We start from the raw sequence: 22,906 nt of genomic DNA, 5'->3' as shown, positions 1-22,906 counted from the left end.
GTGAGAGACTGGCCGCGTCTGGTCTAGACAACTGTCCCATCTGAAGACCGCCACGACCCGAAGGGCAACACCATGGTTGAGCGCCGCGTCACTGTCGGCTGGGCCGAGGGCCTGCATGCCCGGCCCGCTTCGATCTTCGTTCGCGCGGCGAACGCCTCCGGCGTCCCCGTGACGATCGCCAAGCCCGACGGCACCCCGGTCAACGCCGCTTCGATGCTGGCCGTGCTGGGACTGGGTGCCCAGGGCGGCGAGGAGATCGTCCTCTCCTCCGAGGCCGACGGTGCCGAGGCCGCTCTGGACCGGCTGGCGAAGCTGGTCGCCGAGGGGCTGGAGGAGCTCCCGGAGACCGTCTGACCCCGGCCGCCCCGGTGGGCGGCCCTGCGGGTGTCCGGCGCGCGGCCGCCGCGGGAAGGGACACCGAGCAGACCGCCGACGTGCGGGCCGCCACCGTGCGGACCGCCGGGCCGTGCTGACCGCCGGGAAATGCCGTGCACGGCCGGGCCGTGGTGAACCTCTCGGAGGGGCGCCGCGGCCCGGTCCTTTTTCCGTTCCCGCTCTCGTTCCCGCTCTCGTTCCCGTTCCCGCTCTCGTTCCCGTTCCCCGTTCCCCGTTTCCCGTTTCCCGTTTCCCGTTCGACAGGGAATGCGCGGACCGAATTCCCGCCCGCCGTTACCGGAATTCTGTTAATTCCCCGCGCTCAGCGTGTTGACGGGTTGTTTCGGATTTCTCACCGGAAAGGGCCGGCGCAGCCGGTAGGCCGCCAGGGACCGTTCGGCGTGCGCGGCCATCAGCGCGCGGGCCCGGTCCGCGTCACGCCGCGCCACCGCGTCGGTGACCGCCCCGTACTCCTGCCAGGACTCGGCCCTGCGGACCGGCGGATGGGCCGCGTACACCCAGGTGACCTTGCGGCGGACCTGAGTCAGCAGCGAGGCCAGGCTGGGGCTGCCGGACGCCTGGGCGAGGGTCTCGTGGAACCAGTCGCCGAGCGGCCGCAGATCCGCGGTGTGCCCCCGGCGGGCCCGCTCCTGGCCCAGCCGGACCAGTCCGCGCAGCACCTTGAGATGGGCCTCGGTGCGGCGCTGGGCGGCGCGGGCGGCGCCCAGCGGTTCCAGCAGCACCCGCATGTCGAGGAGGTCGGCCGCCTCCTGCGCGGTGGGCTCGGCGACACAGGCACCGGCGTGCCGGCGCGTGGTCACGAACCCCTCGGACTCCAGCGTGCGCAGGGCCTCCCGGACCGGCACCCGGGAGACGCCGTACCGGCGGGCGAGCACCTCCTCGGTGAGCCGGCTGCCGGGCGGGTGCGCACCGGAGACGATGTCGTCCCGGATCGCCTGGCACACCGCGTGCGCCGGAATTCCCTTACCGGCCGTCGGCAGCGTATTGCCGTTCACCGTCGCCCCCGCATGGCCCGACCTCCTGTGAAAGGTGAAGGGCGAAGCACAATTCGGCGCCGCCCCGTTCAGGAACTCTATGGCAATGCGGAGGCGTTTCCGACGCGTACGGCCGGACCGGCGCTGACTTTTGGACAGACCGGACCGGCGTTGCTCTGCGGCCCGGCGGCAGCCGGAGGCTTCAGAGGCTGAGGCCGTGCGACCGGAGGTAGGCGATGGGGTCCATGTCCGAGCCGTAGTCGGGCGAGGTACGGGCCTCGAAGTGCAGGTGCGGGCCAGTGGTGTTGCCGGTGTTGCCGGACAGGCCGATCTGCTTCCCCGGGGTGACCGTCTCGCCCACGGAGACGCCGACGGAGGACAGGTGGCCGTACTGGGTGTACGTGCCGTCCTTCATCTTGATCACCACGTTGTTGCCGTAGGCGCCGCCCCAGCCGGCCTCGACGACCTCGCCCGCGCCGACGGCGTGGACGGAGGTGCCGGTGGAGGCGTGGAAGTCGATGCCGGTGTGGCTGCCGGAGGACCAGGCGCCGCCGGAGGCCTGATAGCCGGTGGAGACGCCGCCCTCGACGGGGAGGACGAAGGTGTTCAGACGCTTGCGCTCGGCCTCGCGGGCGGCCCGCTCCTTGGCCTCGCGCGCCTTCTCGGCCTTGGCGGCGGCCTCGCGCCGCGCCTCGGCGGCCCGCTTCTTGGCCTCGGCCTCGGCCTTGGCCTTGGCGGCGGCCGCGTCGGCGGCCTCCTGCTGGGCCTTCGCCTGGGCATCGATGGTGTCGGCGAGGCTGTCCCCGGCGACGATCGCCTGGCGCAGCCCGGTCTCCTCGGGCGCCGGGGTCTCCCCGGGCGCGGCGAGCGCGGGCGTGGCGACCGAGGCGACGGCGCCGGCGGTGGCGAGGGTGGCTATGCCTGCGATGTTCGCGCCGGAACGGGCCATGCGGCTCGGACGGCGGTGTTTCCCGGTGGCACGGGTGAACGCCATGGGGCGGCGTACTCCTTTCCTTCCTTCTCGCCTACCGGGTTAGCTGACGGGTTCGGAGCAGGAAGGTCTCCTACGGACCCCTCGTAAGAGGCGTCCGATTCACCCCAGGGACTGCGCACGGGTCCCCGGCTCCCCTGGCTCGCGCCGTACGGGGACTCGGCGATGACTGTCCGGTGCCGCGGGTGCGGCCGGTGTCCGACCGAACAGCCGGACCGACGCTAAACGGGACATCTTTCAATCGCCAAAGAAATGCCGATCTTTGTTGCGCACACCACAGGAGAACACTCGCCCTCACCTACAAAACGGGCATACGACCGAACCCCGGCGCCGTACCCGGCACCGGGGTTCGCTGTCGTGTCACGGCCCGCGGGAACGGACCGACGCGGCGTCAGCCGCCCCCGGGGACAAGCCCCTTGGGGCAGCCGCGCCACAACGGGCCCGGCGGACCGGCGGGTTGGGACCCGCCTTCCCCGCCTCCGGGCCCGGGACGGCTCAGCCGCCGACCACCTTCACCTCGCCGATGCCGAGCGCGCGCACCGGCTCCTCGATCTGCGAGGCGTCGCCCACGAGCACGGTGACCAGCCGGTCCACCGGGAAGGCGCTGACGGCCGCCGCCGTCGCCTCCACGGTGCCGGTCTCGGCGAGCCGGGCGTAGAGCTGCGCCTGGTAGTCGTCCGGCAGGTGCTGCTCCACCTGGTCGGCGAGGGTGCCGGCGACGGCCGCGGCCGTCTCGTACTTCAGCGGCGCGACCCCGACGAGGTTCTGCACGGCGACGTCCCGCTCGGCGTCGGTCAGGCCCTCGGCGGCGAGGGTGCGCAGCACCTTCCAGGCGTCGTCCAGGGCCGGGCCGGTGGAGGCGGTGTCCACCGAGCCGCTGATGGCCAGCAGTGAGGCGCCGGTGCCGTCGGGACCGGAACGCAGCACCTGGCCGAAGGCCCGCACGCCGTAGGTGTAGCCCTTCTCCTCGCGCAGCACCCGGTCGAGCCGGGAGGTGAGGGTGCCGCCGAGGCAGTAGATCCCGAGCACCTGGGCCGACCACACCCGGTCGTGCCGGTCCGGGCCGATCCGGCCGATCAGCAGCTGGGTCTGGACGGCGCCGGGCCGGTCCACGATCACCACGCGGCCGGTGTCGTCGGCGGTCACCGGCGGGACCGGGCGCAGCTCGGCGGGGCCGCCGGTCCAGGCGCCCAGGGTGTCGCCGAGCACCGCGGCGAGGTCGGTGCCGGCCAGGTCGCCGACGACCACCGCGGTGGCGGTGGCAGGCCGGACGTGCGCCTCGTAGAAGGCCCGGACGGCCGCGGCGTCGATGCGTGCGACGGTCTCCTCGGTGCCCTGCCGGGGGCGGGACATCCGGGACGAGGCCGGGAAGAGCTCCTTGGAGAGCTCCTTGGCCGCGCGGCGGGCCGGGTTGGCCTGCTCGTGCGGGATCTCGTCCAGCCGGTTGGCGACGAGCCGCTCGACCTCGCCGTCGGGGAACGCCGGGGCGCGCAGTGCGTCGGCGAGCAGCCCGAGCGCCTTGGCCAGCCGGGAGGCGGGGACCTCCAGGGAGACCCGGACGCCGGGGTGGTCGGCGTGCGCGTCGAGCGTCGCGCCGCAGCGCTCCAGCTCGGCGGCGAACTCCTCGGCCGTGTGCTTGTCGGTGCCCTCGGACAGCGCCCGGGCCATGATCGTGGCGACCCCGTCCAGCCCCTCGGGCTCGGCGTCCAGCGGGGCGTCGAGGTTGATGTCGACGGCCACCACCTGCTGGCCGGGCCGGTGGCAGTGCAGCACCGTGAGGCCGTTGGGCAGGGTGGCGCGCTCGGGGGCCGGGAAGGCCCACGGCTTGGCGATGCCGCCCTGCGGCTGGGGGTGGAAGGTCATGGTGGCGTCGGTCACCGGTCCGCCTCCTCGTCTGCAGTGTCGTCGGCGGGGGTGCCGTCGGCGGTGTCGTCGGCGGCGGGGGCGGTCGGCTCGTAGACGAGGACCGCGCGGTTGTCCGGGCGCAGCCGGGCGGCGGCCACGGCCTGCACCTCCTCGGCGGTGATGTCCAGGACCCGCTGGACGGCGGTCAGCGCCAGCTGCGGGTCGCCGAACAGCACGGCGTAGCGGCACAGCTGGTCGGCGCGGCCGCCGACGGTGGCGAGCTGGTCCAGCCACTCGCGCTCCAGCTGGGCCTGGGCGCGCTCCATCTCCTCGGGCGTCGGCCCCTCCGCGGCGAAGCGGGCGAGCTCCTCGTCGACGGCGGCCTCGATGGCCGGCACCTCGACGCCGCCGGAGGTCTTCACGTCCAGCCAGCCCAGCGACGGCGCTCCGGCCAGCCGGAGCAGGCCGAAGCCCGCGGCGACGGCCGTGCGGTCGCGGCGGACCAGCCGGTTGTGCAGCCGCGAGGACTCGCCGCCGCCGAGCACGGTCAGCGCCAGGTCGGCGGCGTCGGCCTCCCGGGTCCCGTCGTGCGGCAGCCGGTAGGCGGCCATCAGGGCGCGGGCGGGCACCTCCTCCTCGACAACCTCGCGCAGCTGCCCGCCGAGCACGTCGGGCAGCGAGCCGTCACGCGGCGGCTGCTTGCCGTCGTGCCCGGGGATGGTGCCGAAGTACTTCTCGATCCAGGCGAGCGTCTGCTCCGGGTCGATGTCGCCGACGACGGAGAGCACCGCGTTGTTCGGCGCGTAGTAGGTGCGGAAGAAGTTCCGCGCGTCCTCCAGCGAGGCGGCGTCCAGGTCGGCCATCGAGCCGATCGGGGTGTGGTGGTACGGGTGGCCCTCGGGGTAGACCATCGCGGTCAGCTTCTCGAAGGCGGTGCCGTACGGGACGTTGTCGTAGCGCTGGCGCCGCTCGTTCTTGACGACGTCGCGCTGGTTCTCCATGCTCTCCTCGTCCAGCGCGGTGAGGAGGCTGCCCATGCGGTCGGCCTCCAGCCAGAGCGCGAGCTCCAGCTGGTGGGCGGGCATGGTCTCGAAGTAGTTGGTCCGCTCGAAGCTGGTGGTGCCGTTCAGGGAGCCGCCGGCGCCCTGCACCAGCTCGAAGTGGCCGTTGCCCGGGACGCTCGACGAGCCCTGGAACATCAGGTGCTCGAAGAGGTGAGCCAGACCCGTACGGCCCTTGACCTCGTGGCGCGACCCGACGTCGTACCAGAGGCACACCGCGGCGACCGGGGTGAGGTGGTCCTCGGAGAGCACCACCCGCAGGCCGTTGGCCAGGCGGTGCTCGGTCGCTGTCAGGCCGCCGGAGCCGGCCTGTTGCGTGGCCGTGTGACCCATCGGCATGTACGTCCCTTCGATCGCTGGGGGGAGAAATGCTGCCACTGTATGCAAGCGCGGTGACGCCTGGCGAAGTTCCCGCACGACCGGGCCGCTACGCTTCCGCGATCGGCGCGTGTCGGGTAACCGGACGCTGATGTTCCATTCCTGGTGTCCAACGTACGGTGCACCGGCCGGCGCCGTGACGCGCTGGGTTCCCCGGCCGGCCCGCCGGGGCGCACGCCCCCGCAGCGGGCCGGGTACCGCCGCGCCCCGGCCGGGTCGTGGAACGCGCTGTCGGTCGCGGGGTCCACAATGGTCCGCGTCAGCACCCGCTCAGGCAGTTCTAAGGAGCAGCAGCCGAGATGGCCCGCCGCAGTACGAAGACCCCGCCGCCCGACGACTTCGAGGAGCGCATCCTCGACATCGACGTCGTGGACGAGATGCAGGGCTCCTTCCTGGAGTACGCCTACTCGGTCATCTACTCGCGCGCGCTCCCCGACGCCCGCGACGGGATGAAGCCCGTGCACCGGCGCATCGTCTACCAGATGAACGAGATGGGCCTGCGCCCGGAGCGCGGGTACGTGAAGTGCGCGCGCGTCGTCGGCGAGGTGATGGGTAAGCTCCACCCGCACGGCGACGCGTCGATCTACGACGCCCTGGTCCGCATGGCGCAGCCGTTCTCGATGCGGCTGCCGCTGGTCGACGGGCACGGCAACTTCGGTTCGCTGGGGAACGACGACCCACCGGCCGCCATGCGTTACACCGAGTGCCGGATGGCCTCGGCGACCTCCCTGATGACCGAGTCGATCGACGAGGACACCGTCGACTTCACGCCGAACTACGACGGCCAGGAGCAGGAACCGGTCACCCTGCCGGCCGCCTATCCGAACCTGCTGGTCAACGGCGCGTCCGGGATCGCGGTCGGCATGGCGACCAACATGCCGCCGCACAACCTGGGTGAAGTGATCGCCGCCGCCCGCCACCTGATCAAGCACCCGGGCGCGGACCTCGAGACGCTGATGAAGCACGTCCCGGGGCCGGACCTGCCGACCGGCGGCCGGATCGTGGGGCTGAACGGCATCCGCGACGCCTACGAGACGGGCCGCGGCAGCTTCAAGATCCGCGCGACGGTCGCGGTGGAGGACGTCACCGCCCGGCGCAAGGGCCTGGTCGTCACGGAACTCCCCTTCACGGTGGGCCCGGAGAAGGTGATCTCCAAGATCAAGGACCTGGTCGGCTCGAAGAAGCTCCAGGGCATCGCGGACGTCAAGGACCTCACCGACCGGGCGCACGGGCTGCGCCTGGTGATCGAGATCAAGAACGGCTTCAACCCCGAGGCCGTACTGGAGCAGCTCTACAAGCTGACGCCGATGGAGGAGTCCTTCGGCATCAACAACGTGGCGCTGGTGGACGGCCAGCCGCTGACGCTGGGCCTCAAGGAGCTGCTGGAGGTCTATCTGGACCACCGCTTCGAGGTGGTCCGGCGGCGCAGCGAGTTCCGGCGCACCAAGCGCCGCGACCGGCTGCACCTGGTCGAGGGCCTGCTGATCGCGCTGATCGACATCGACGAGGTCATCAGGATCATCCGGTCGAGTGAGAACTCCGCGGAGGCCAAGCAGAGCCTGATCGCCCGCTTCTCGCTCAGCGACATCCAGACCCAGTACATCCTGGACACCCCGCTGCGCCGGCTGACCAAGTTCGACCGGCTGGAGCTGGAGTCCGAGCGCGACCGGCTGGGCGAGGAGATCGAGAAGCTCACCCGGATCCTGGAGTCGGACGCGGAGCTGCGCAAGCTGGTCTCGGCCGAACTGGGCCAGGTGGCGAAGAAGTTCGACACCGACCGGCGGACGGTGCTGCTGGAGTCGGCGGGCGCGCCGGTCACGGCGGTACCGCTGGAGGTCGCCGACGACCCGTGCCGGGTGCTGCTGTCCTCCACCGGGCTGCTGGCGCGCACGGCCGGCTCCGAGCCGCTCGGGGACACGGGCGGCAAGCGCGTCAAGCACGATGTGATCGTCTCCGCGGTCCCGGCCACGGCCCGTGCGGACGTGGGCGCGGTGACCTCGACGGGCCGCCTGCTGCGGCTCCCGGTGATCGACCTGCCGATGCTTCCGGAGACCGCCGGCGCCCCGAACCTCGCGGGCGGCGCTCCGATCGCGGAGTTCCTGACGCTGGAGGCGGACGAGACGCTGGTCTGCCTGACCACGCTGGACGAGTCCTCGCCCGGCCTCGCGCTCGGCACCCAACAGGGTGTGGTGAAGCGCGTGGTGCCGGACTACCCGGCCCACAAGGACGAGTTGGAGGTCGTCTCGCTCCGCGAGGGCGACCGGATCGTCGGCGCCGTCGAGCTGCGCACCGGCGAGGAGGATCTGGTCTTCGTCACCGACGAGGCCCAGTTGCTGCGCTACCCGGCCGCCCAGGTGCGGCCGCAGGGCCGCGCGGCGGGCGGCATGGCGGGCATCAAGCTCGGGGCGGACGTCAAGGTGATCTCGTTCGCCGCGGTGGACCCGGCGGCGGACGCCGCGGTGTTCACGGTCGCGGGTGCCCGGGGCACCCTCGGCGGCCCGGCGCAGAGCTCGGCCAAGCTGACGCCGTTCGACCAGTACCCGCGCAAGGGCCGGGCCACCGGCGGGGTGCGCTGTCACCGCTTCCTGAAGGGCGAGGACGGCCTCGTGCTGGCCTGGGTGGGGACGACTCCGGCCCGCGCGGCCACCGCCACCGGCACACCGGCGGACCTGCCCGAGCCGGATCCGCGGCGCGACGGCTCGGGGCTGCCGCTGCCCAAGGCGGTGGCCGTGGTGGCGGGACCGGTGTAGCCGCTCCCACTCCCCCGGACCGGGGCCGACGCGGCACGGTCCGGGGCGACGCGGCGCGGTCCGGGCCACGCCCGGGCCCGCCGTCCGCGGTGGGACAGCCCCGCCCGGCCGGGCGGGCGCCCCCGGTGACAGGCCTGCCCGGCCCAGGGCACCCGGCGCACAGAAGCGGAAGTCCCGCGCTACTCCTGCACGTAGCGGAGCACGCCCCACATGCTGCGCGGCCCCGTGTCGTCCGCACCCGTGTCGTCCGGAGCCGTGTCGTCCGCACCCGTCGCGTCCGCACCCGTCGCGTCCGGCCCGGCCTCGTCCCGCTCGGTCCGTACGCACGCCGCGAGATCCCGGCGCAGCGCCTCGGCGTCGATGCCGGAGCCGATCAGCACCAGATGCGTCGTCCGGCGCTCCCCGCGCGCCCAGGGCGAAGGGTGGAAGCGCAGGAAGTCGCCGACGGCGTGCAGGGAGAACTTCTGCCGGTGCCCGTCCACCCCGAAGTGGACGAACCCCTTGATGCGGTAGAGCCCCTTCGGCCGGCTGTCCAGGAATTCCATGAACCGCCGCGGGTCCAGGGGGCCGGGTGAACTGAACGCGACGCTGTCGTAGGCGGCGTGCAGATGCTCCCCGTGCTCGTCGTCGGCGCTGCACAGCTCGTCGAAGGAGAGCTGCCGCACCGCCTCCTCCCGCTCCGCCCGGCGCTCGAAGAGGAGTTCCGGATCCAGCCGGCCGTGGGAGGCCGCGACGACCGGCCGCCCGGGGCCGAGTTCCGCGAGCAGCCCGAGGAGCCGCTGCTGCTCCTCCGCGTCGATCCGGTCGGTCTTGTTCAGCACCACCAGATCGGCGACGCCCAGATGCCGGTCGATCTCCGGGTGCCGGGCCCGGGTGTCCGCGAACTCGGCGGCGTCCACCACCTCGATCAGCCCGCCGTAGACGATGTGCCGGTTCGTGCTGGAGAGGATCATCCTGACCATGGTCTCCGGCTCGGCCAGACCGCTCGCCTCGATGACGATGGCGTCGAGCCGGGCCGCGGGGCGCGCGAGACGGTCCAGGATGCCGTCCAGATCGCTGGTGTCGACCGCGCAGCAGAGGCAGCCGTTGCCCAGCGAGACCATCGCGTCGACCTGTCCGGCCACCGTCATGGCGTCGATCCCGACGCTGCCGAAGTCGTTGACGACGGCGCCGATCCGGTTCCCCCTGCTGTTGCGCAGCAGATGGTTGAGCATCGTCGTCTTGCCGGACCCCAGGAACCCGGCGAGCACGATGACCGGGATCTGCTTCTTGGCCACGGACTCGGCCTCCATGATGCGGGCGGGAGCAGGGCACGGGACGGCAGCCGATCGTATCGGGCGGTCCGGGACGGGCATCCGCCCGGGGACCGCGCACGGCCCCTCCCCGCGCCCCCGTCGCCGCTCCTGTACGCCCGCCTGCCGCCCGGTGCGCCGGCCGCCGCCCCGTTCCCGCCGGAGCTCACCGTTCGGGCCCTCGGCGCCCTCCGGAAGCGCCGGAGAACGGCCTCGGACCGGCCCGGGATTAGGCTCACCTGCTGTGAATGCCTGTACGACCGCCTCGTGGGATCTGGCCGAGCCCGTGGAGGCCACCGCGGCCACCGCCCCGACCTGGCTGCTCATCGAACAGCCGGGCCCCTGGGGCGCCAAGGCCGCCACCTCCAGCCACCTCGATCCGGAGCTCGGGCGCGCCCTGGAGCGGGCCGCCCAGGGCACCGGCGTACGGGTCGCGCTGATCCGGCGCCCCGGCCCGCACGCCGACCCCCACGGCCCCGCCCCGCGCCGGGTCCACGTCGCGCACACGCTGCCCGGCCGGTCCTGGATCCGGACCGCCGAGCTCGGCTCCGGGACGGGCGCCGACGGCCCCGAACAGCTCCTGGACCTCGACTTCGCCGCCCTCGGCGCCGGCCGGCACCAGGGCCTCTGGGAGGCATACGAGGGCGGGCCGCTCGCCCTGGTCTGCACCAACGGCAAGCGCGACCGGTGCTGCGCGCTGCTCGGCCGCCCGCTCGCCGCCGAGCTTGCGGCGGACGGGGACGAGAGCGTCTGGGAGGTCACCCACATCGGCGGGCACCGCTTCGCCCCCACCTTCATGCTGCTCCCGTACGGCTACGCCTACGGGCGGGCCACCGCGCACACCGCCAAGGGCGCGCTGGAGGCCGCGCGGCTGGGCCGGATCGTCACCGCGGGCTCGCGCGGCCGCTCGGCCTGGGACCGGCCCGGCCAGGCCGCGGACCTCGCCGTCCGGAGGCTCACCGGCGAGGACCGGGAGGACGCGCTGGACATCGTCCGGACGGAGGCCCTGCCCGAGGGGCCGCCTCCCCACTGGACCGTGACCGTGGCCCACACCGACGGCCGGAGCTGGCAGGTGGAGGTGGCCCGGTCGGCCGCGGAACCGCCGCGTCCGGAGAGCTGCGGGGCCGCGCCGGGCTCCCCCGCGCGCATGGACGTCCTGTCCGTCCGCGCCCTGCCCGGCGGAACCGGCTGACGCTCCTCCCCTCCGGCCCCTGTTCTGCGCCTTTTGCTCGCGCTAGAACAGCTCAGGCACCGCCCCCTCCCCGCGGGAGCGGCGCGACGGGCCCCGGCTGCCGCGTCGGCCGCCTACCCTTCGTTCACACGACCGAAGCGGAGGGGAGCCTTCCGCAGCCGGGTGGCGAGCGGTGCACGAGCGACGGAGCGGAGGCGGACGGATGCGGATCGGATGGCCCCGTCGTGTCTTCTCCCAGGTGCTGCTCACCCAGCTCGTCATCGCCGCCGGCGTCACCGCCCTCGCCACCGGGCTCTTCCTCGCCCCGCTCAGCGCCCAGCTCGACGACCAGGCGATGCGCCGCGCCCTGGCGATAGCCCAGACCACGGCGGCCCGCCCCGGGCTGGCGGACGCGGTCGGGACGACCCGGCCCACCCCGCACGGTCCGGTGCAGGGCGAGGCCGAGCGCGTCCGCCGCTCCACCGGCGCCGAGTACGTCGTGATCATGGACGACCACGGTGTCCGCTGGTCGCACCCGTCGCCGGACCGGATCGGCCGGCACGTCTCCACCGACCCCAGCCGGGCACTCGCGGGCCACGAGGTCATGCAGATCGACAACGGCACCCTCGGCCGCTCGGCCCGCGGCAAGGTGCCGCTGCGCGACGGCGAGGGCGGGATCGTCGGCGCCGTCTCGGTCGGCATCGCCTACGAGAGCGTGCGCGACCGGCTGCTGGCCGTCGTCCCCGGCCTCCTGGTGTACGCCGGCGGAGCCCTCGCCGTCGCCGCCCTCGCCTCCTACGTGGTGTCCCGCAGACTCCAGCGCCGCACCCACGACCTGGCCTTCTCCGACATCTCCGCGCTGCTCGCCGAGCGCGAGGCGATGCTCCACGGCATCCGCGAGGGCGTCGTCGCCCTCGATGCCCGGGGCAGGATCCGGCTGCTGAACGACGAGGCCCAGCGCCTGCTGGGGCTGGACGCGCGGGACACCGGGCGCCCGCTGGACGAGGCACTCGGCCCGGGGCGGACGACCGATGTGCTGGCCGGACGGGTGACCGGCGAGGATCTGCTCACCGTCAGTGCCAACCGGGTCCTCGTCGCCAACCGGATGCCCACCGACGACGGCGGAGCCGTGGCCACCCTGCGGGACCGCACCGAACTGGAGCGGCTCGGGCGGGAGCTGGACGGCACCCACGGGCTGATCGACGCGCTGCGGGCTCAGGACCATGAGCACGCCAACCGCCTGCACACCCTGCTGGGGCTGCTGGAGCTCGGTCTGCACGACGAGGCCGTGGAGTTCGTGACCGAGGCCGTCGGCGTGCACCGGGCCACCGCGGAACAGGTCGCCGAGCAGGTGCGCGACCCGCTGCTGGCCGCCCTGCTGGTCGGCAAGGCCACGGTGGCGGCCGAGCGCGGCGCCGCGCTCCGGATCGGCCCGCGCACCAGCTTCCCGGACCGCGTGGTGGATCCGCGGGGCCTGGTGACCGTGCTGGGGAACCTCGTGGACAACGCGCTGGACGCAACGGCCGGGACGCCGCGGCCCGAGGTCGAGGTGGAACTGCGGGCGGAGGGCCGCACCGCGGTCCTGCGCGTCGGCGACCGCGGCCCCGGCGTCCCGCCGGAACACCGCGAGCTGATCTTCACCGAGGGCTGGTCCACCAAGGAGCGCCCGCCGCACGGCGGGCGCGGCATCGGGCTGGCCCTGGTGCGCCGGCTGGCCGAGCGGCAGGGAGGCAGCGCCACGGTGGCCGACCGGGAGGGCGGCGGGGCAGAGTTCACCGTGGTCCTGCCGGAGGCCCTGGCCACGGCGACGGCCCGGCCCGGCCCGGACGAGGCCGGGCTGACGGCGACGGGGGAGACACGATGATCGACGTGCTGGTGGTGGACGACGACCTGCGGGTCGCGGAGATCAACGCGGCCTATGTGCGGAAGGTGGCCGGCTTCCGCGTCGCCGGTACGGCCCACACGGCCGCCGAGGCCCTCGCCTTCCTCCAGCAGCACGAGGTCGATCTGGTGCTGCTCGACCACTACCTCCCGGACGAGACCGGGCTGGCGCTGGTGCGCCGGCTGCGCGACCTCGGCCGCCACACCGACGTGATCATGGTGACGGCCGCCCGGGACATCGCCACGGTCCAGGACGCGATGCGCCTCGGCGCGCTGCAGTACCTGGTGAAGCCGTTCACCTTCGCCGGGCTGCGCACCAGACTCGACGCCTACGCGGATCTGCGGCGCGCTCTCGCCGACGGCGGTGACGCCGAGCAGGAACAAGTGGACCGGATCTTCGGCGCGTTCGGCGCGGCCTCCGCCGCCCCCGCCGAACTGCCCAAGGGCCACTCCGCGCTGACCGCCGACCGCGTACGGGAGGTGCTGCGCGGCGCGTCGGGCCCGCTGTCGGCCCAGGAGGTCGCCGACCGGTGCGGCCTCAGCCGGCAGACCGCCCAGCGGTATCTGAAGCTGCTGGAACGCGCCGGCCGGGTGCGGATGAACCTCAAGTACGGCGAGACGGGCCGCCCGGAGCACCGCTACACCTGGCGCCGGCCCGGCTGAGGCGACCGCCCCACCGCGCGAGCGGCCAGGCGGGCCGCCGTGGTTCGTGAAACGGGGCCCGCCCCGGGGACCGTGCCGCGCGACGAGCACGGCACGATCCGGCAGGACGGGCCCCGAGGGCACACCGGGCGGACCGGCTCCGGACCACAGGCGCTACGCGGCCCCCGCACCGGTGAGGGCCCGGACCTCGGTCTCCGCGTGCTTGGCGGGCTCGGCGGCCTCGGCCGAGGTGACCGTCCCGAGCCAGCCCGCGAGGAAGCCCAACGGCACCGAGACCAGCCCCGGGTTCTGCAGCGGGAAGAGGTGGAAGTCCATGCCCGGGAAGATCGACTCGGGGCTGCCGGAGACCACCGGCGAGAGCACCACCAGCACCACGGCCGGGGCCAGTCCGCCGTACACGGACCAGACCGCCCCACGGGTGGTGAACCGGCTCCAGAACAGCGAGTAGAGCAGCGCCGGAAGGTTGGCCGAGGCCGCGACGGCGAAGGCCAGGCCGACCAGGAAGGCCACATTGAGATCCTGTGCGAGCAGCCCCAGCGCGATCGCCACCGCACCGATGCCGACCGTGGCGACCCGGGCCACGGCGACCTCACTGCGCTGCTGGGTGACCTTGCGGCGCAGCGACGCGTACAGGTCGTGGGCCACCGAGGCGGAGGAGGCGAGGGTGATGCCCGCGACCACCGCGAGGATGGTGGCGAAGGCGACCGCGGCGACGACCGCGAACAGCACCGTGCCCCCGGTGGACCCCTGACCGCCGCCCAGGTCGAGGGCGAGCAGCGGAAGGGCGGTGTTCCCGGCCGGGTTGGAGGCGTGGACGACATCGGGCCCGACGACGGCCGCGGCGCCGAAGCCGAGCACGATCGTCATCAGGTAGAAGCCGCCGATCAGCACGATGGACCAGACGGCCGACCGGCGCGCGGCCCGCGCGGTCGGCACCGTGTAGAAGCGGGAGAGGATGTGCGGCAGCCCGGCGGTGCCCAGGACGAGCGCGAGGCCGAGGCTGATGAAGTCCAGCCGGGCGGTCCAGTCGCCCCCGTACTTCAGCCCCGGGGCGAGGAAGTCGCTGCCGTGCCCACTGCGGTCCGCGGCGGTGGTCAGCAGGGCACCGAGATCGAAGTCGAAGCGCACCAGCACGAAGACGGTGAGCCCGATCGTCCCGCCCATCAGCAGCACGGCCTTGACGATCTGGATCCAGGTGGTGGCCCGCATGCCGCCGAAGGCCACGTAGACGACCATCAGCGCCCCGACGCCGACCACCGTCCAGGCGCGGGCGTGCGGCCCGGAGCCGCCCAGCAGCAGCGCCACCAGACTGCCCGCACCCACCATCTGCGCGACGAGGTACAGCACGGAGACCGTGATCGAGGAGGTTCCCACGGCGATCCGGACGGGGCGCTCCCGCATCCGCGCCGCCACGACGTCGGCCAGGGTGAACCGGCCGCAGTTGCGGACGAGTTCGGCGATCAGGAGCAGGACCACCAGCCACGCCACGAAGAAGCCGACGGAGTAGAGCATGCCGTCGTAGCCGAAGAGGGCGATCAGCCCGGAGATCCCCAGGAACGAGGCGGCCGACATGTAGTCACCGGCGATCGCGAACCCGTTCTCCATGGGTGTGAAGAGGCGCCCTCCGGTGTAGAACTCCTCCGCCGAGCCCTGGCGCTTGCGGCTCACCCAGGTGGTGATCGCCAGGGTCAGCGCGACGAACGCGCTGAACAGCACCAACGCGAGCGTCTGCTGTTCCACCGTCAGGGTCTGGGTGGTCACATCGCTCGCGGTCAGCACCGGGGTCGTCGTGCCCTGTCCGGTCAACGGTCCTGCTCCCGCGCCATGTCCTGCTGCCTGTTCTGCTCGAAGACGATCCACCGCAGGTCCAGCGCCGGCTTGTCCCGCCGCAGCCGGGCATGGCGGGCGTAGGCAAAGGTCAGCAGGAACGTGGTGGCGAACTGGGCGAGCCCGGCCACCATGGCGACGTTCAGCGCGCCCACCACCGGCCGCGCCATCAGGCCGGGGGCGGTGGTGGCGGCGATCACATAGGCGAAGTACCAGGCGAGGAAGGCGACACAGGCGGGCAGGACGAACCGGCGGTACCGGCTGCGCACCTCCTGGAAGGCCGCGCTCCGCTGTACTTCGAGATAGATGTCGGCGGTGGACTCCGGCCCGGCCGCCGCCTGCTGCGGGGCCGCTTCACCGGACGCGGCCGGTGGCGACTCCGGCGGCGGGGCAGGGGCTGGAACCGGTGCTTCCGGCGGCGCGCTCTCGTCGGCGGACTCGCCCCAGCCCGAGGCGATCACGTCGTACCAGGGGTCGTCCAGCCGGATCGTCCCGGCTTCACGCCCGTCGTGCTTCTCCACCCGAACTCTCCTTGATCCGCGGCCTCGTTGGCCACGCCTCCCAAGGATGGACAGAGCGGGAACATCCGGGCCTGCACAATCCCGGACCTTCACCCCATCAGGTGACGGATGTCCCCGGCGGCCTCACCGGTCCACGACGTCCCAGGTCACACCGGCCGGCCGAGGAGCGCCGCCCTGCGACGACGCCCCGGCCGGGCACAGCCGGAGCCCCGTCCGAGACCGTCCGCGCCCGACCCCGGGCGTGCGTGTCCCACACCCGCGCCCCGGCCCACGGACGTACGCCCCGCACCCGGCACCCCACCCGGCACCCGGTCGGAGGAAGCGCCGGACGGCGGGGCGCTCGCACGCGGACGGCCGCCGCCCGGGACTCCCACCGGGCGACGGCCGTGAACTGCGGGCAGGGTGCTCAGGTGTCGATGCGCGAGCGGTCCAGCGTGGCCGCCGAGCTCGAGATGAACTCCTTGCGCGGCGCCACCTCGTTGCCCATGAGCAGGTCGAAGATCTGCTCGGCCGACTCCAGGTCGCCGATGTTGATCCGGCGCAGCGTCCGGTGCCGCGGGTCCATGGTGGTCTCCGCCAGCTGGTCCGCGTCCATCTCGCCGAGGCCCTTGTACCGCTGGATGGACTCCTTGAACTTGATCCCCTTGCGCTGGAACTCCAGCAGCGTGGAGCGCAGTTCGTTGTCCGAGTACGTGTAGACGTACTTGTCCTGCCCCTTCTTGGGGTGCGTCAGCTCGACCCGGTGCAGCGGCGGCACCGCGGCGAACACCCGCCCCGCCTCGACCATCGGCCGCATGTAGCGCTGGAACAGGGTCAGCAGCAGACAGCGGATGTGGGCCCCGTCCACATCGGCGTCGACCAGGAGCACGATCTTGCCGTAGCGGGCCTGGTCGATGTCGAAGGTCCGGCCGGACCCGGCTCCTATGACCTGGATGATCGCTCCGCACTCGGCGTTTTTCAGCATGTCCGAGACGGACGACTTCTGAACGTTGAGGATCTTCCCGCGGATCGGCAGCAGCGCCTGGAACTCGGAGTTCCGGGCCAGCTTGGCGGTGCCGAGGGCCGAGTCGCCCTCCACGATGAACAGCTCGCTGCGCTCGACGTCGTCGCTGCGGCAGTCGGCGAGCTTCGCCGGGAGCGAGGAGGACTCCAGCGCCGTCTTCCGGCGCTGCGCCTCCTTGTGCTGACGGGCCGCGATCCGCGTGCGGGCGGCGGCGACCACCTTCTCCAGCACCGACCGGGCCTGCGCCTTGTGGTCCCGCTTGGTCGAGGTCAGGAAGGCCTTGAGCTCCTTGGCCACGACCTGCGCGACGATCCGGGACGCGGCCGAGGTGCCGAGCACCTCCTTGGTCTGCCCCTCGAACTGCGGCTCGGCCAGCCGGACGGTGACGACCGCGGTGAGCCCCTCCATGGCGTCGTCCTTGACGACGTCGTCCTCGGCGACGCGGAGGATCTTGTTGGAGCGCAGCGCCTCGTTGACCGTCTTGGTGATGGAGCGCTCGAAGCCCGAGACGTGGGTGCCGCCCTTGGGGGTCGCGATGATGTTCACGAACGACTTGACCGTCGTGTCGTAGCCGGTGCCCCAGCGCAGCGCGATGTCGACCCCGAGCTCCCGGGTGACCTCGGTGGGCGTCATGTGGCCCCGGTCGTCCAGAACCGGCACGGTCTCCTTGAAGGTGCCCTGGCCGCTCAGCCGGAGGACGTCGCAGACGGCCTTGTCCTGGGCGAGGTATTCGCAGAACTCGCTGATGCCGCCGTCGTAGCGGAAGGTCTCCTCGGTCGGCGCCCCGGAGCCCTCCGGCCCGCCGGCCGTCCGCTCGTCGCGGACGAGGATGGTCAGGCCGGGCACCAGGAACGCCGTCTGCCGGGCCCGGGCGTACAGGGTGTCCAGCGAGAGCTTGGCGTCCTTGAGGAAGATCTGGCGGTCCGCCCAGTAGCGGACACGGGTCCCCCGCCGGTTCTTCGGCACCTTCTTGGCCTTGAGGAGGCCGCTGGAGGGGTCGAAGGGGGCGTCGGTGCCGGACTCGGTGAAGATCCCCGGGACGCCGCGCCGGAAGCTGATGGCGTGGGTGTGGCCCGCGCGGTCGACCTCGACGTCCAGGCGCGAGGAGAGCGCGTTGACGACCGAGGCGCCGACGCCGTGCAGGCCGCCGGAGGCCGCGTACGAGCCGCCGCCGAACTTGCCGCCCGCGTGCAGCTTGGTCATCACCACCTCGACGCCGGAGAGGCCGGTCTTCGGCTCGACGTCGACCGGGATGCCGCGGCCGTTGTCCCGGACCTCGACCGACCCGTCGTCGTGGAGGATCACATCGATGCGGTCGCAGTGACCGCCGAGGGCTTCGTCGACGGAGTTGTCGATGATCTCCCAGAGGCAGTGCATGAGGCCCCGGCTGTCGGTCGAGCCGATGTACATGCCGGGCCGCTTGCGCACCGCCTCCAGGCCCTCCAGGACGAGCAGGTGCCGCGCTGTGTAGTTGGAACCGTCTCGGTCTGCTCCCGTCAGCAGCGCAGTGGACGGCACGGACGTCTCGGCGGTCACGCGGTTCGCTCCTCGCTGAATTTCTGGTGGGTCCACTGGGGGACCCGGTGGTGGCTTGGTCGCCCGTCAGAGGGTACCGAGGCCTGATAGAGCCTTTGCGCCGCCACCCGTGAGAAAGTCCATGCTAGCCCCATTTCGTTCGTACGTTCGATACCTCATTCGGGTGACGCGTACATCACGTTCCCTTCCAGGCATGAACCATTTAGGCTCCGGGCACGTCCTCATGAACAACCGGCAATCCAGCCGGACGGACAAACCACGACAAGCGCGATGAATACGTAAGCCCCGAGCACTACGGCTCATTCGCCGCCAACCGGCAGCATCCGATCACCCCGGAAGGAACTTTCGAAGGAAAGGCACGAGCGGGAACGTTTTCGGCCTGGTTGGATGTTGACCCTGGTACGACAGCTCGTCGAGCTAGAGAAGAGGCGACGTGACTACTGTTCTGACCCCCGCGAGCCCGCTGACGGCCGCTGACCGCTGCGACCGCTGCGGCGCCCAGGCCTACCTGCGCGTCGTCCTGATGAGCGGCGGTGAACTGCTCTTCTGCGCCCACCACGGACGCAAGTTCGAGCCGGAACTCAAGAAGATCGCCGCGGAAATACAGGACGAGACGGAGCGTCTCACCGCTCCGGCTTCGGCCCCCGACGAGGAACGCTGACGCTTCGCACCACGACGAGCCAGTGCCGGCCCAGGGCCGGTCGGCGGGCGGTTACCCCTGACACCAGGGGGTAACCGCCCGTTTCTCTGTCCGGCCGCGTCCGGCACGGGCCATCCGGTCCGCCGTCAGGACCGCGCCGCTCCTCCGTCAGGACCGCGCCGCGACCAGGCCGGCGACGGCCGAGATCCTGGTGTAGACGCCGGGCTGACCGGCCTCCCCGCACCCGCTCCCCCACGAGACCAGGCCGATCAGCCGCCCATGGGCCATGAGCGGCCCTCCGCTGTCCCCCTGACAGGCGTCGCGCCCACCCCCGGGCTCTCCGGCGCACACCATGGAGTCGGCCTCGTAGCGGCCGTCCTGGGTCCCTGGATAGGCGTTCCGGCACACCGCGTCGTCCAGCACCGCCACACCGGCGGCGTGCAGGATCGAGGAGTAGGTGCCGCGCCCGGTGGTGTCGCCCCAGCCGTACACCATGGCCTGAGTACCGGGCCGGTACGCGCCGTCCCCGGCGGGCGCCATGGGCGCTACGTAGCTCTGCGGCAGCGCCGACGCGAGAGTGAGCACCGCGACGTCGCCGGCGTTGGTCGTGGGGTTGTAGGCGGGGTTGACCCAGACGTCGCGCACCGCGACCTCCTGGCCCGCCCGACCCCGCAGATCGTCCCGCCCGGCGATCACCTGGAGGTCGCGCACGGCGCTCCGGTCGGTCCCGAGCACCTCGCGGCTCATGCAGTGCGCCGCGGTGAGCACCGTCGACCGGCCGACCACGACGGCGCCGCAGAACTGCCCCGACCTGCTACTGCCGAAGCGGTCCCGGCTGGCGAGCGCCACCGCCCAGGGACTCTGGTTCACCGGGACCTGCCGGCCTCCTATGATCACGCTGTCCGCGGCGGCGGGAGTGGGCGCCACCAGGGAGGGACCGACGGCGACGGACGTCAGTGCCAGCGCACCCATCAGCGCGCGGGGGATGGAAGGCATACTCACTCCTGACTCTATGGCGCCATGTGCACACCCAGGGTGACCCAAACGGACACGGTCCGCACCCGGACGGACGCATTCAGGAAGCACGAAGGCCCGGAACCCCGCTAGGGGTTCCGGGCCGACGCGCTACGGCGTACCGATCAGTCGAGGTAGTCGCGCAGCACCTGCGAACGGGACGGGTGGCGCAGCTTCGACATGGTCTTGGACTCGATCTGCCGGATGCGCTCACGCGTCACGCCGTAGACCTTGCCGATCTCGTCCAGCGTCTTCGGCTGCCCGTCGGTGAGCCCGAACCGCATGGACACGACTCCGGCCTCGCGCTCGCTGAGCGTGTCGAGGACCGAGTGCAGCTGCTCCTGGAGGAGCGTGAAGCTCACCGCGTCGGCCGGGACGACGGCCTCGGAGTCCTCGATGAGGTCACCGAACTCGCTGTCGCCGTCCTCGCCCAGCGGGGTGTGCAGGGAGATGGGCTCGCGGCCGTACTTCTGGACCTCGATGACCTTCTCCGGGGTCATGTCGAGCTCCTTGGCCAGCTCCTCCGGGGTCGGCTCGCGGCCGAGGTCCTGGAGCATCTGGCGCTGGACGCGCGCGAGCTTGTTGATGACCTCGACCATGTGCACCGGGATACGGATGGTGCGGGCCTGGTCGGCCATCGCGCGGGTGATCGCCTGCCGGATCCACCAGGTGGCATACGTGGAGAACTTGTAGCCCTTGGTGTAGTCGAACTTCTCGACGGCACGGATCAGACCGAGGTTGCCCTCCTGGATGAGGTCCAGGAAGAGCATGCCGCGACCCGTGTAGCGCTTGGCCAGGGACACCACGAGGCGGAGGTTCGCCTCGAGCAGGTGGTTCTTGGCTCGGCGGCCGTCCTCAGCGATGATCTCCAGCTCGCGCTTGAGCTTCGGGGCGAGCTTGTCGGAGTTCGACAGCTTGTCCTCGGCGAAGAGACCGGCCTCGATGCGCTTGGCGAGCTCGACCTCCTGCTCCGCGTTGAGCAGCGGGACCTTGCCGATCTGCTTGAGGTAGTCCTTGACCGGGTCCGCGGTGGCACCGGCGGCGGCGACCTGCTGGGCGGGGGCGTCGTCCTCGTCCTCGTCGGACAGGACGAAGCCCGCGTTCTCCGGCTCGCCCTCGGCGCCCTCGGCGGCGGGCTTGCCGGGGGCCGCCGGCTCCTCCACCACGTCGTCGACGTCGAGCAGCTCGTCGGCTTCCTTCTTGGCGGCGGTCTTCTTGGCCACCGTCTTCTTGGCGGCGGCCTTCTTCGCGACCGTCTTCTTGGCGACGGTCTTCTTCGCGGCCGCCTTCTTGGCGGGCGCGGCCGTCGACTCGTCCTCGGCGGAGGCCGTGGAGCGCGAGACGGCGGACTCGGCGGGGGCGGCGGCCTTCTTGGCCGCGGCCGTCTTGGAGGCGACGGTCTTGGTGGCGGTGCGCTTGGCCGGGCTCTTCGCTGCGACGCTCTTACGGGTGCGCTTGGGCGCCTCCGCGGCACTGACCATCAGCGTCACACCCTCCTCGTCGAGGATCTGGTTGAGGCTGCGCAGAACGTTCTTCCACTGGGTTGGCGGAATCTGGTCAGCCTCGAAGGCCCGACGCACGTCGTCGCCGGCGATCTGCCCATCAGCCTTTCCCCGCTCGATGAGCGCCATGACAGACTCGGACTCGGCGATCTCCGGCGGGAGCGTACGGGATGTGCTGGCCGACACGAACAACCTCTCGGAACGATGGAAACGGCTTCCGGCTCGGTCCACAACGGACCGGAGCCGACGACCGTCGGCGGGGGATGGACCGACGACGCGGGCGGAACCGCCGAGCAACACAGCGTCGCGAACGACATCCGTATTCCCTCAGCGACTGTCACCTCTTAGGTCATCGCACTGCTCCGAAGAGTGTTACGCCCAATCCGCGTGGCCCGAGTCACATCGTGCACCGGTTTCGAACCGGTCATACCCGGCACATGCCCGCGACGGGCACGGATGGGGCGGCTGACCTGCGGCCGCCCCGGTCGAGGCCGCCGGATCCCCGGGCGGGATCCGGCGGCAGGCCGCCCGCCGCTCCCGCGGTCAGTGCTCACGCGGTGCGGGCACCACGCGCTCCACCTCGAGGTGCACGGTGAGCAGCTGGCGCATCGCCGCCTCCGCTCCGGCGGCGTCGCCGGCGCCGAGGGCCTCGACGATGCGCGCGTGGTTCCCGACCGAGGTCTCGCTGGGCCGTTCGCAGCCGGTGGCGGGGCCGCCGGAGACGTGGAGGGCGGACCCGACGATGCCCGACAGGTGCTCGAGCATGCGGTTGCCCGCGAGCTGCAGCAGCAGCGCGTGGAACTCGGTGTCGGCGCGGGAGAACGTGAGGGAGTCGCCCTGGGCCAGGGAGTGGCCCATGATCTCGACCATGTCGGCGAGCCGCTGCTGGACGTCCTCACGGCCGTGGCCGGCGGCGAGCCGGGCGGCGAGCGGCTCGATGGTCCAGCGCAGCTCGCACAGCTCCCGGCGCTGATCGTCGCGCTGCGGGCCGAACGCCCGCCACTCGATGATGTCCGGGTCGAGCAGGTTCCAGTCGCTCACCGGGCGGACCCGGGTCCCGACGTTCGGGCGGGCGCTGACGAGGCCCTTGGCCTCGAGGACGCGGAGCGACTCGCGGACGACGGTCCGGGAGACCTCGAAGCGCTGGCCGATCTCCTCGGGGACGAGCGGGCGGTCGGCGCCCAGGTCGCCCGAAACGATCATTTGGCCGAGCTGCTGGACGAGTTGTCCGTGCAGCCCTCGGCCCCGGCTGCCGGCGGCGCGGCGGCCGACTCTCCCCATCTCCGGGTCGGTGCCCTCCCAGGACGGGGCGGCGGGGCGCTCGGCGCCGGGAGCGTCGCCGTAGGGGTAGCGGTCAAGCTCGCCCGGACCGGGGAGGCCGGAGTCGACGGGGCGAGCCGCGGTCATCATGGTGTGCGCAAGGGTACTCACGCATCCTTTGTCGGCGACGCTCCAGGCACC

At 72.4% G+C, this 22,906-nt stretch carries 17 protein-coding genes and 1 riboswitch; of the genes, 6 read left to right on the top strand and 11 right to left on the bottom strand.

From position 1 onward, the window contains the following. Positions 1–72 precede the first annotated feature (72 nt). A complete protein-coding gene (locus tag ABT112_RS03435; RefSeq protein ID WP_351505038.1) occupies positions 73–354 on the top strand; it encodes an HPr family phosphocarrier protein in 282 nt (93 codons plus the stop codon). Between the two features lie 329 nt (positions 355–683). Here the strand turns inward: ABT112_RS03435 and ABT112_RS03430 are convergent, their stop codons facing one another. The 4 genes from ABT112_RS03430 to ABT112_RS03415 all read right to left on the bottom strand — a co-directional run bounded on the left by ABT112_RS03430 (position 684) and on the right by ABT112_RS03415 (position 5,606). Then, positions 684–1,391: a GntR family transcriptional regulator gene (locus ABT112_RS03430; protein ID WP_351505036.1), complete on the bottom strand. Its 708-nt coding sequence runs from the start codon at positions 1,389–1,391 to the stop codon at positions 684–686. 181 nt (positions 1,392–1,572) lie between these two features. Next, positions 1,573–2,364, bottom strand: coding sequence for a M23 family metallopeptidase (locus tag ABT112_RS03425; RefSeq protein WP_351505034.1), 792 nt, complete (start codon positions 2,362–2,364; stop codon positions 1,573–1,575). A gap of 13 nt (positions 2,365–2,377) precedes the next feature. Beyond that, positions 2,378–2,536: riboswitch (cyclic di-AMP (ydaO/yuaA leader) on the bottom strand. 320 nt (positions 2,537–2,856) lie between these two features. After that, positions 2,857–4,224 (bottom strand): M16 family metallopeptidase, encoded by a 1,368-nt coding sequence (locus ABT112_RS03420; protein ID WP_388856954.1) that lies wholly within the window; start codon positions 4,222–4,224, stop codon positions 2,857–2,859. A gap of 11 nt (positions 4,225–4,235) precedes the next feature. Beyond that, positions 4,236–5,606, bottom strand: coding sequence for a M16 family metallopeptidase (locus ABT112_RS03415; RefSeq protein WP_351505030.1), 1,371 nt, complete (start codon positions 5,604–5,606; stop codon positions 4,236–4,238). A gap of 338 nt (positions 5,607–5,944) precedes the next feature. Here ABT112_RS03415 and ABT112_RS03410 point away from each other — a divergent pair, with 338 nt between their 5' ends. Further along, on the top strand, positions 5,945–8,395 hold the full coding sequence (locus ABT112_RS03410; protein WP_351505028.1) for a DNA gyrase/topoisomerase IV subunit A: 2,451 nt from the start codon (positions 5,945–5,947) through the stop codon (positions 8,393–8,395). Between the two features lie 179 nt (positions 8,396–8,574). Here the strand turns inward: ABT112_RS03410 and ABT112_RS03405 are convergent, their stop codons facing one another. Then, complete coding sequence (locus tag ABT112_RS03405; protein WP_351505026.1) at positions 8,575–9,687, bottom strand: CobW family GTP-binding protein; 1,113 nt, start codon at positions 9,685–9,687, stop codon at positions 8,575–8,577. A gap of 244 nt (positions 9,688–9,931) precedes the next feature. Here ABT112_RS03405 and ABT112_RS03400 point away from each other — a divergent pair, with 244 nt between their 5' ends. The 3 genes from ABT112_RS03400 (at position 9,932) to ABT112_RS03390 (ending at position 13,402) form a co-directional block, all read left to right on the top strand. Next, a complete protein-coding gene (locus ABT112_RS03400; RefSeq protein WP_351505024.1) occupies positions 9,932–10,879 on the top strand; it encodes a ferredoxin family protein in 948 nt (315 codons plus the stop codon). Between the two features lie 202 nt (positions 10,880–11,081). Next, complete coding sequence (locus tag ABT112_RS03395; RefSeq protein ID WP_351505022.1) at positions 11,082–12,722, top strand: sensor histidine kinase; 1,641 nt, start codon at positions 11,082–11,084, stop codon at positions 12,720–12,722. Then, positions 12,719–13,402: a DUF7342 family protein gene (locus ABT112_RS03390; protein ID WP_351505020.1), complete on the top strand. Its 684-nt coding sequence runs from the start codon at positions 12,719–12,721 to the stop codon at positions 13,400–13,402. Before ABT112_RS03395 ends, ABT112_RS03390 begins: the two co-directional genes overlap by 4 nt. Before the next feature lie 153 nt (positions 13,403–13,555). On the opposite strand, the gene ABT112_RS03385 is transcribed toward ABT112_RS03390, so the two are convergent. From ABT112_RS03385 to ABT112_RS03375, 3 genes are all read right to left on the bottom strand, one after another. Next, positions 13,556–15,148: a monocarboxylic acid transporter gene (locus ABT112_RS03385; protein WP_351505164.1), complete on the bottom strand. Its 1,593-nt coding sequence runs from the start codon at positions 15,146–15,148 to the stop codon at positions 13,556–13,558. Between the two features lie 56 nt (positions 15,149–15,204). Further along, complete coding sequence (locus tag ABT112_RS03380; protein WP_351505018.1) at positions 15,205–15,750, bottom strand: DUF485 domain-containing protein; 546 nt, start codon at positions 15,748–15,750, stop codon at positions 15,205–15,207. A 406-nt stretch (positions 15,751–16,156) separates the two neighbouring features. Beyond that, positions 16,157–18,289: a DNA gyrase/topoisomerase IV subunit B gene (locus ABT112_RS03375; RefSeq protein WP_351505016.1), complete on the bottom strand. Its 2,133-nt coding sequence runs from the start codon at positions 18,287–18,289 to the stop codon at positions 16,157–16,159. Positions 18,290–18,722: 433 nt separating this feature from the next. On the opposite strand from ABT112_RS03375, the gene ABT112_RS03370 reads away from it, so the two are divergent. Beyond that, positions 18,723–18,950, top strand: a complete 228-nt coding sequence (locus ABT112_RS03370) for a DUF7455 domain-containing protein (protein WP_046925631.1) — start codon at positions 18,723–18,725, stop codon at positions 18,948–18,950. 147 nt (positions 18,951–19,097) lie between these two features. Here ABT112_RS03370 and ABT112_RS03365 read toward each other — a convergent pair whose 3' ends face one another. The 3 genes from ABT112_RS03365 to ABT112_RS03355 form a co-directional block, all read right to left on the bottom strand. Next, positions 19,098–19,925 (bottom strand): S1 family peptidase, encoded by an 828-nt coding sequence (locus tag ABT112_RS03365; RefSeq protein WP_351505014.1) that lies wholly within the window; start codon positions 19,923–19,925, stop codon positions 19,098–19,100. 143 nt (positions 19,926–20,068) lie between these two features. Continuing rightward, positions 20,069–21,631 carry an RNA polymerase sigma factor gene (locus ABT112_RS03360; protein WP_351505012.1) on the bottom strand — a complete coding sequence of 521 codons (1,563 nt, stop codon included), beginning with the start codon at positions 21,629–21,631 and terminating at the stop codon, positions 20,069–20,071. A 357-nt stretch (positions 21,632–21,988) separates the two neighbouring features. Further along, the gene (locus ABT112_RS03355; protein WP_351505010.1) at positions 21,989–22,876 is read right to left on the bottom strand and encodes a FadR/GntR family transcriptional regulator; all 888 of its coding nucleotides are present in this window, start codon (positions 22,874–22,876) and stop codon (positions 21,989–21,991) included. Between the last annotated feature and the right edge of the window lie 30 nt (positions 22,877–22,906).

Origin of the sequence: Streptomyces sp. NPDC002055 (genome assembly GCF_040296705.1) — a bacterium.
GTDB lineage: Bacteria > Actinomycetota > Actinomycetes > Streptomycetales > Streptomycetaceae > Streptomyces.
Note: the sequence above shows the minus strand (reverse complement) of the source record. Positions and strands in the feature narration are given on the sequence as shown.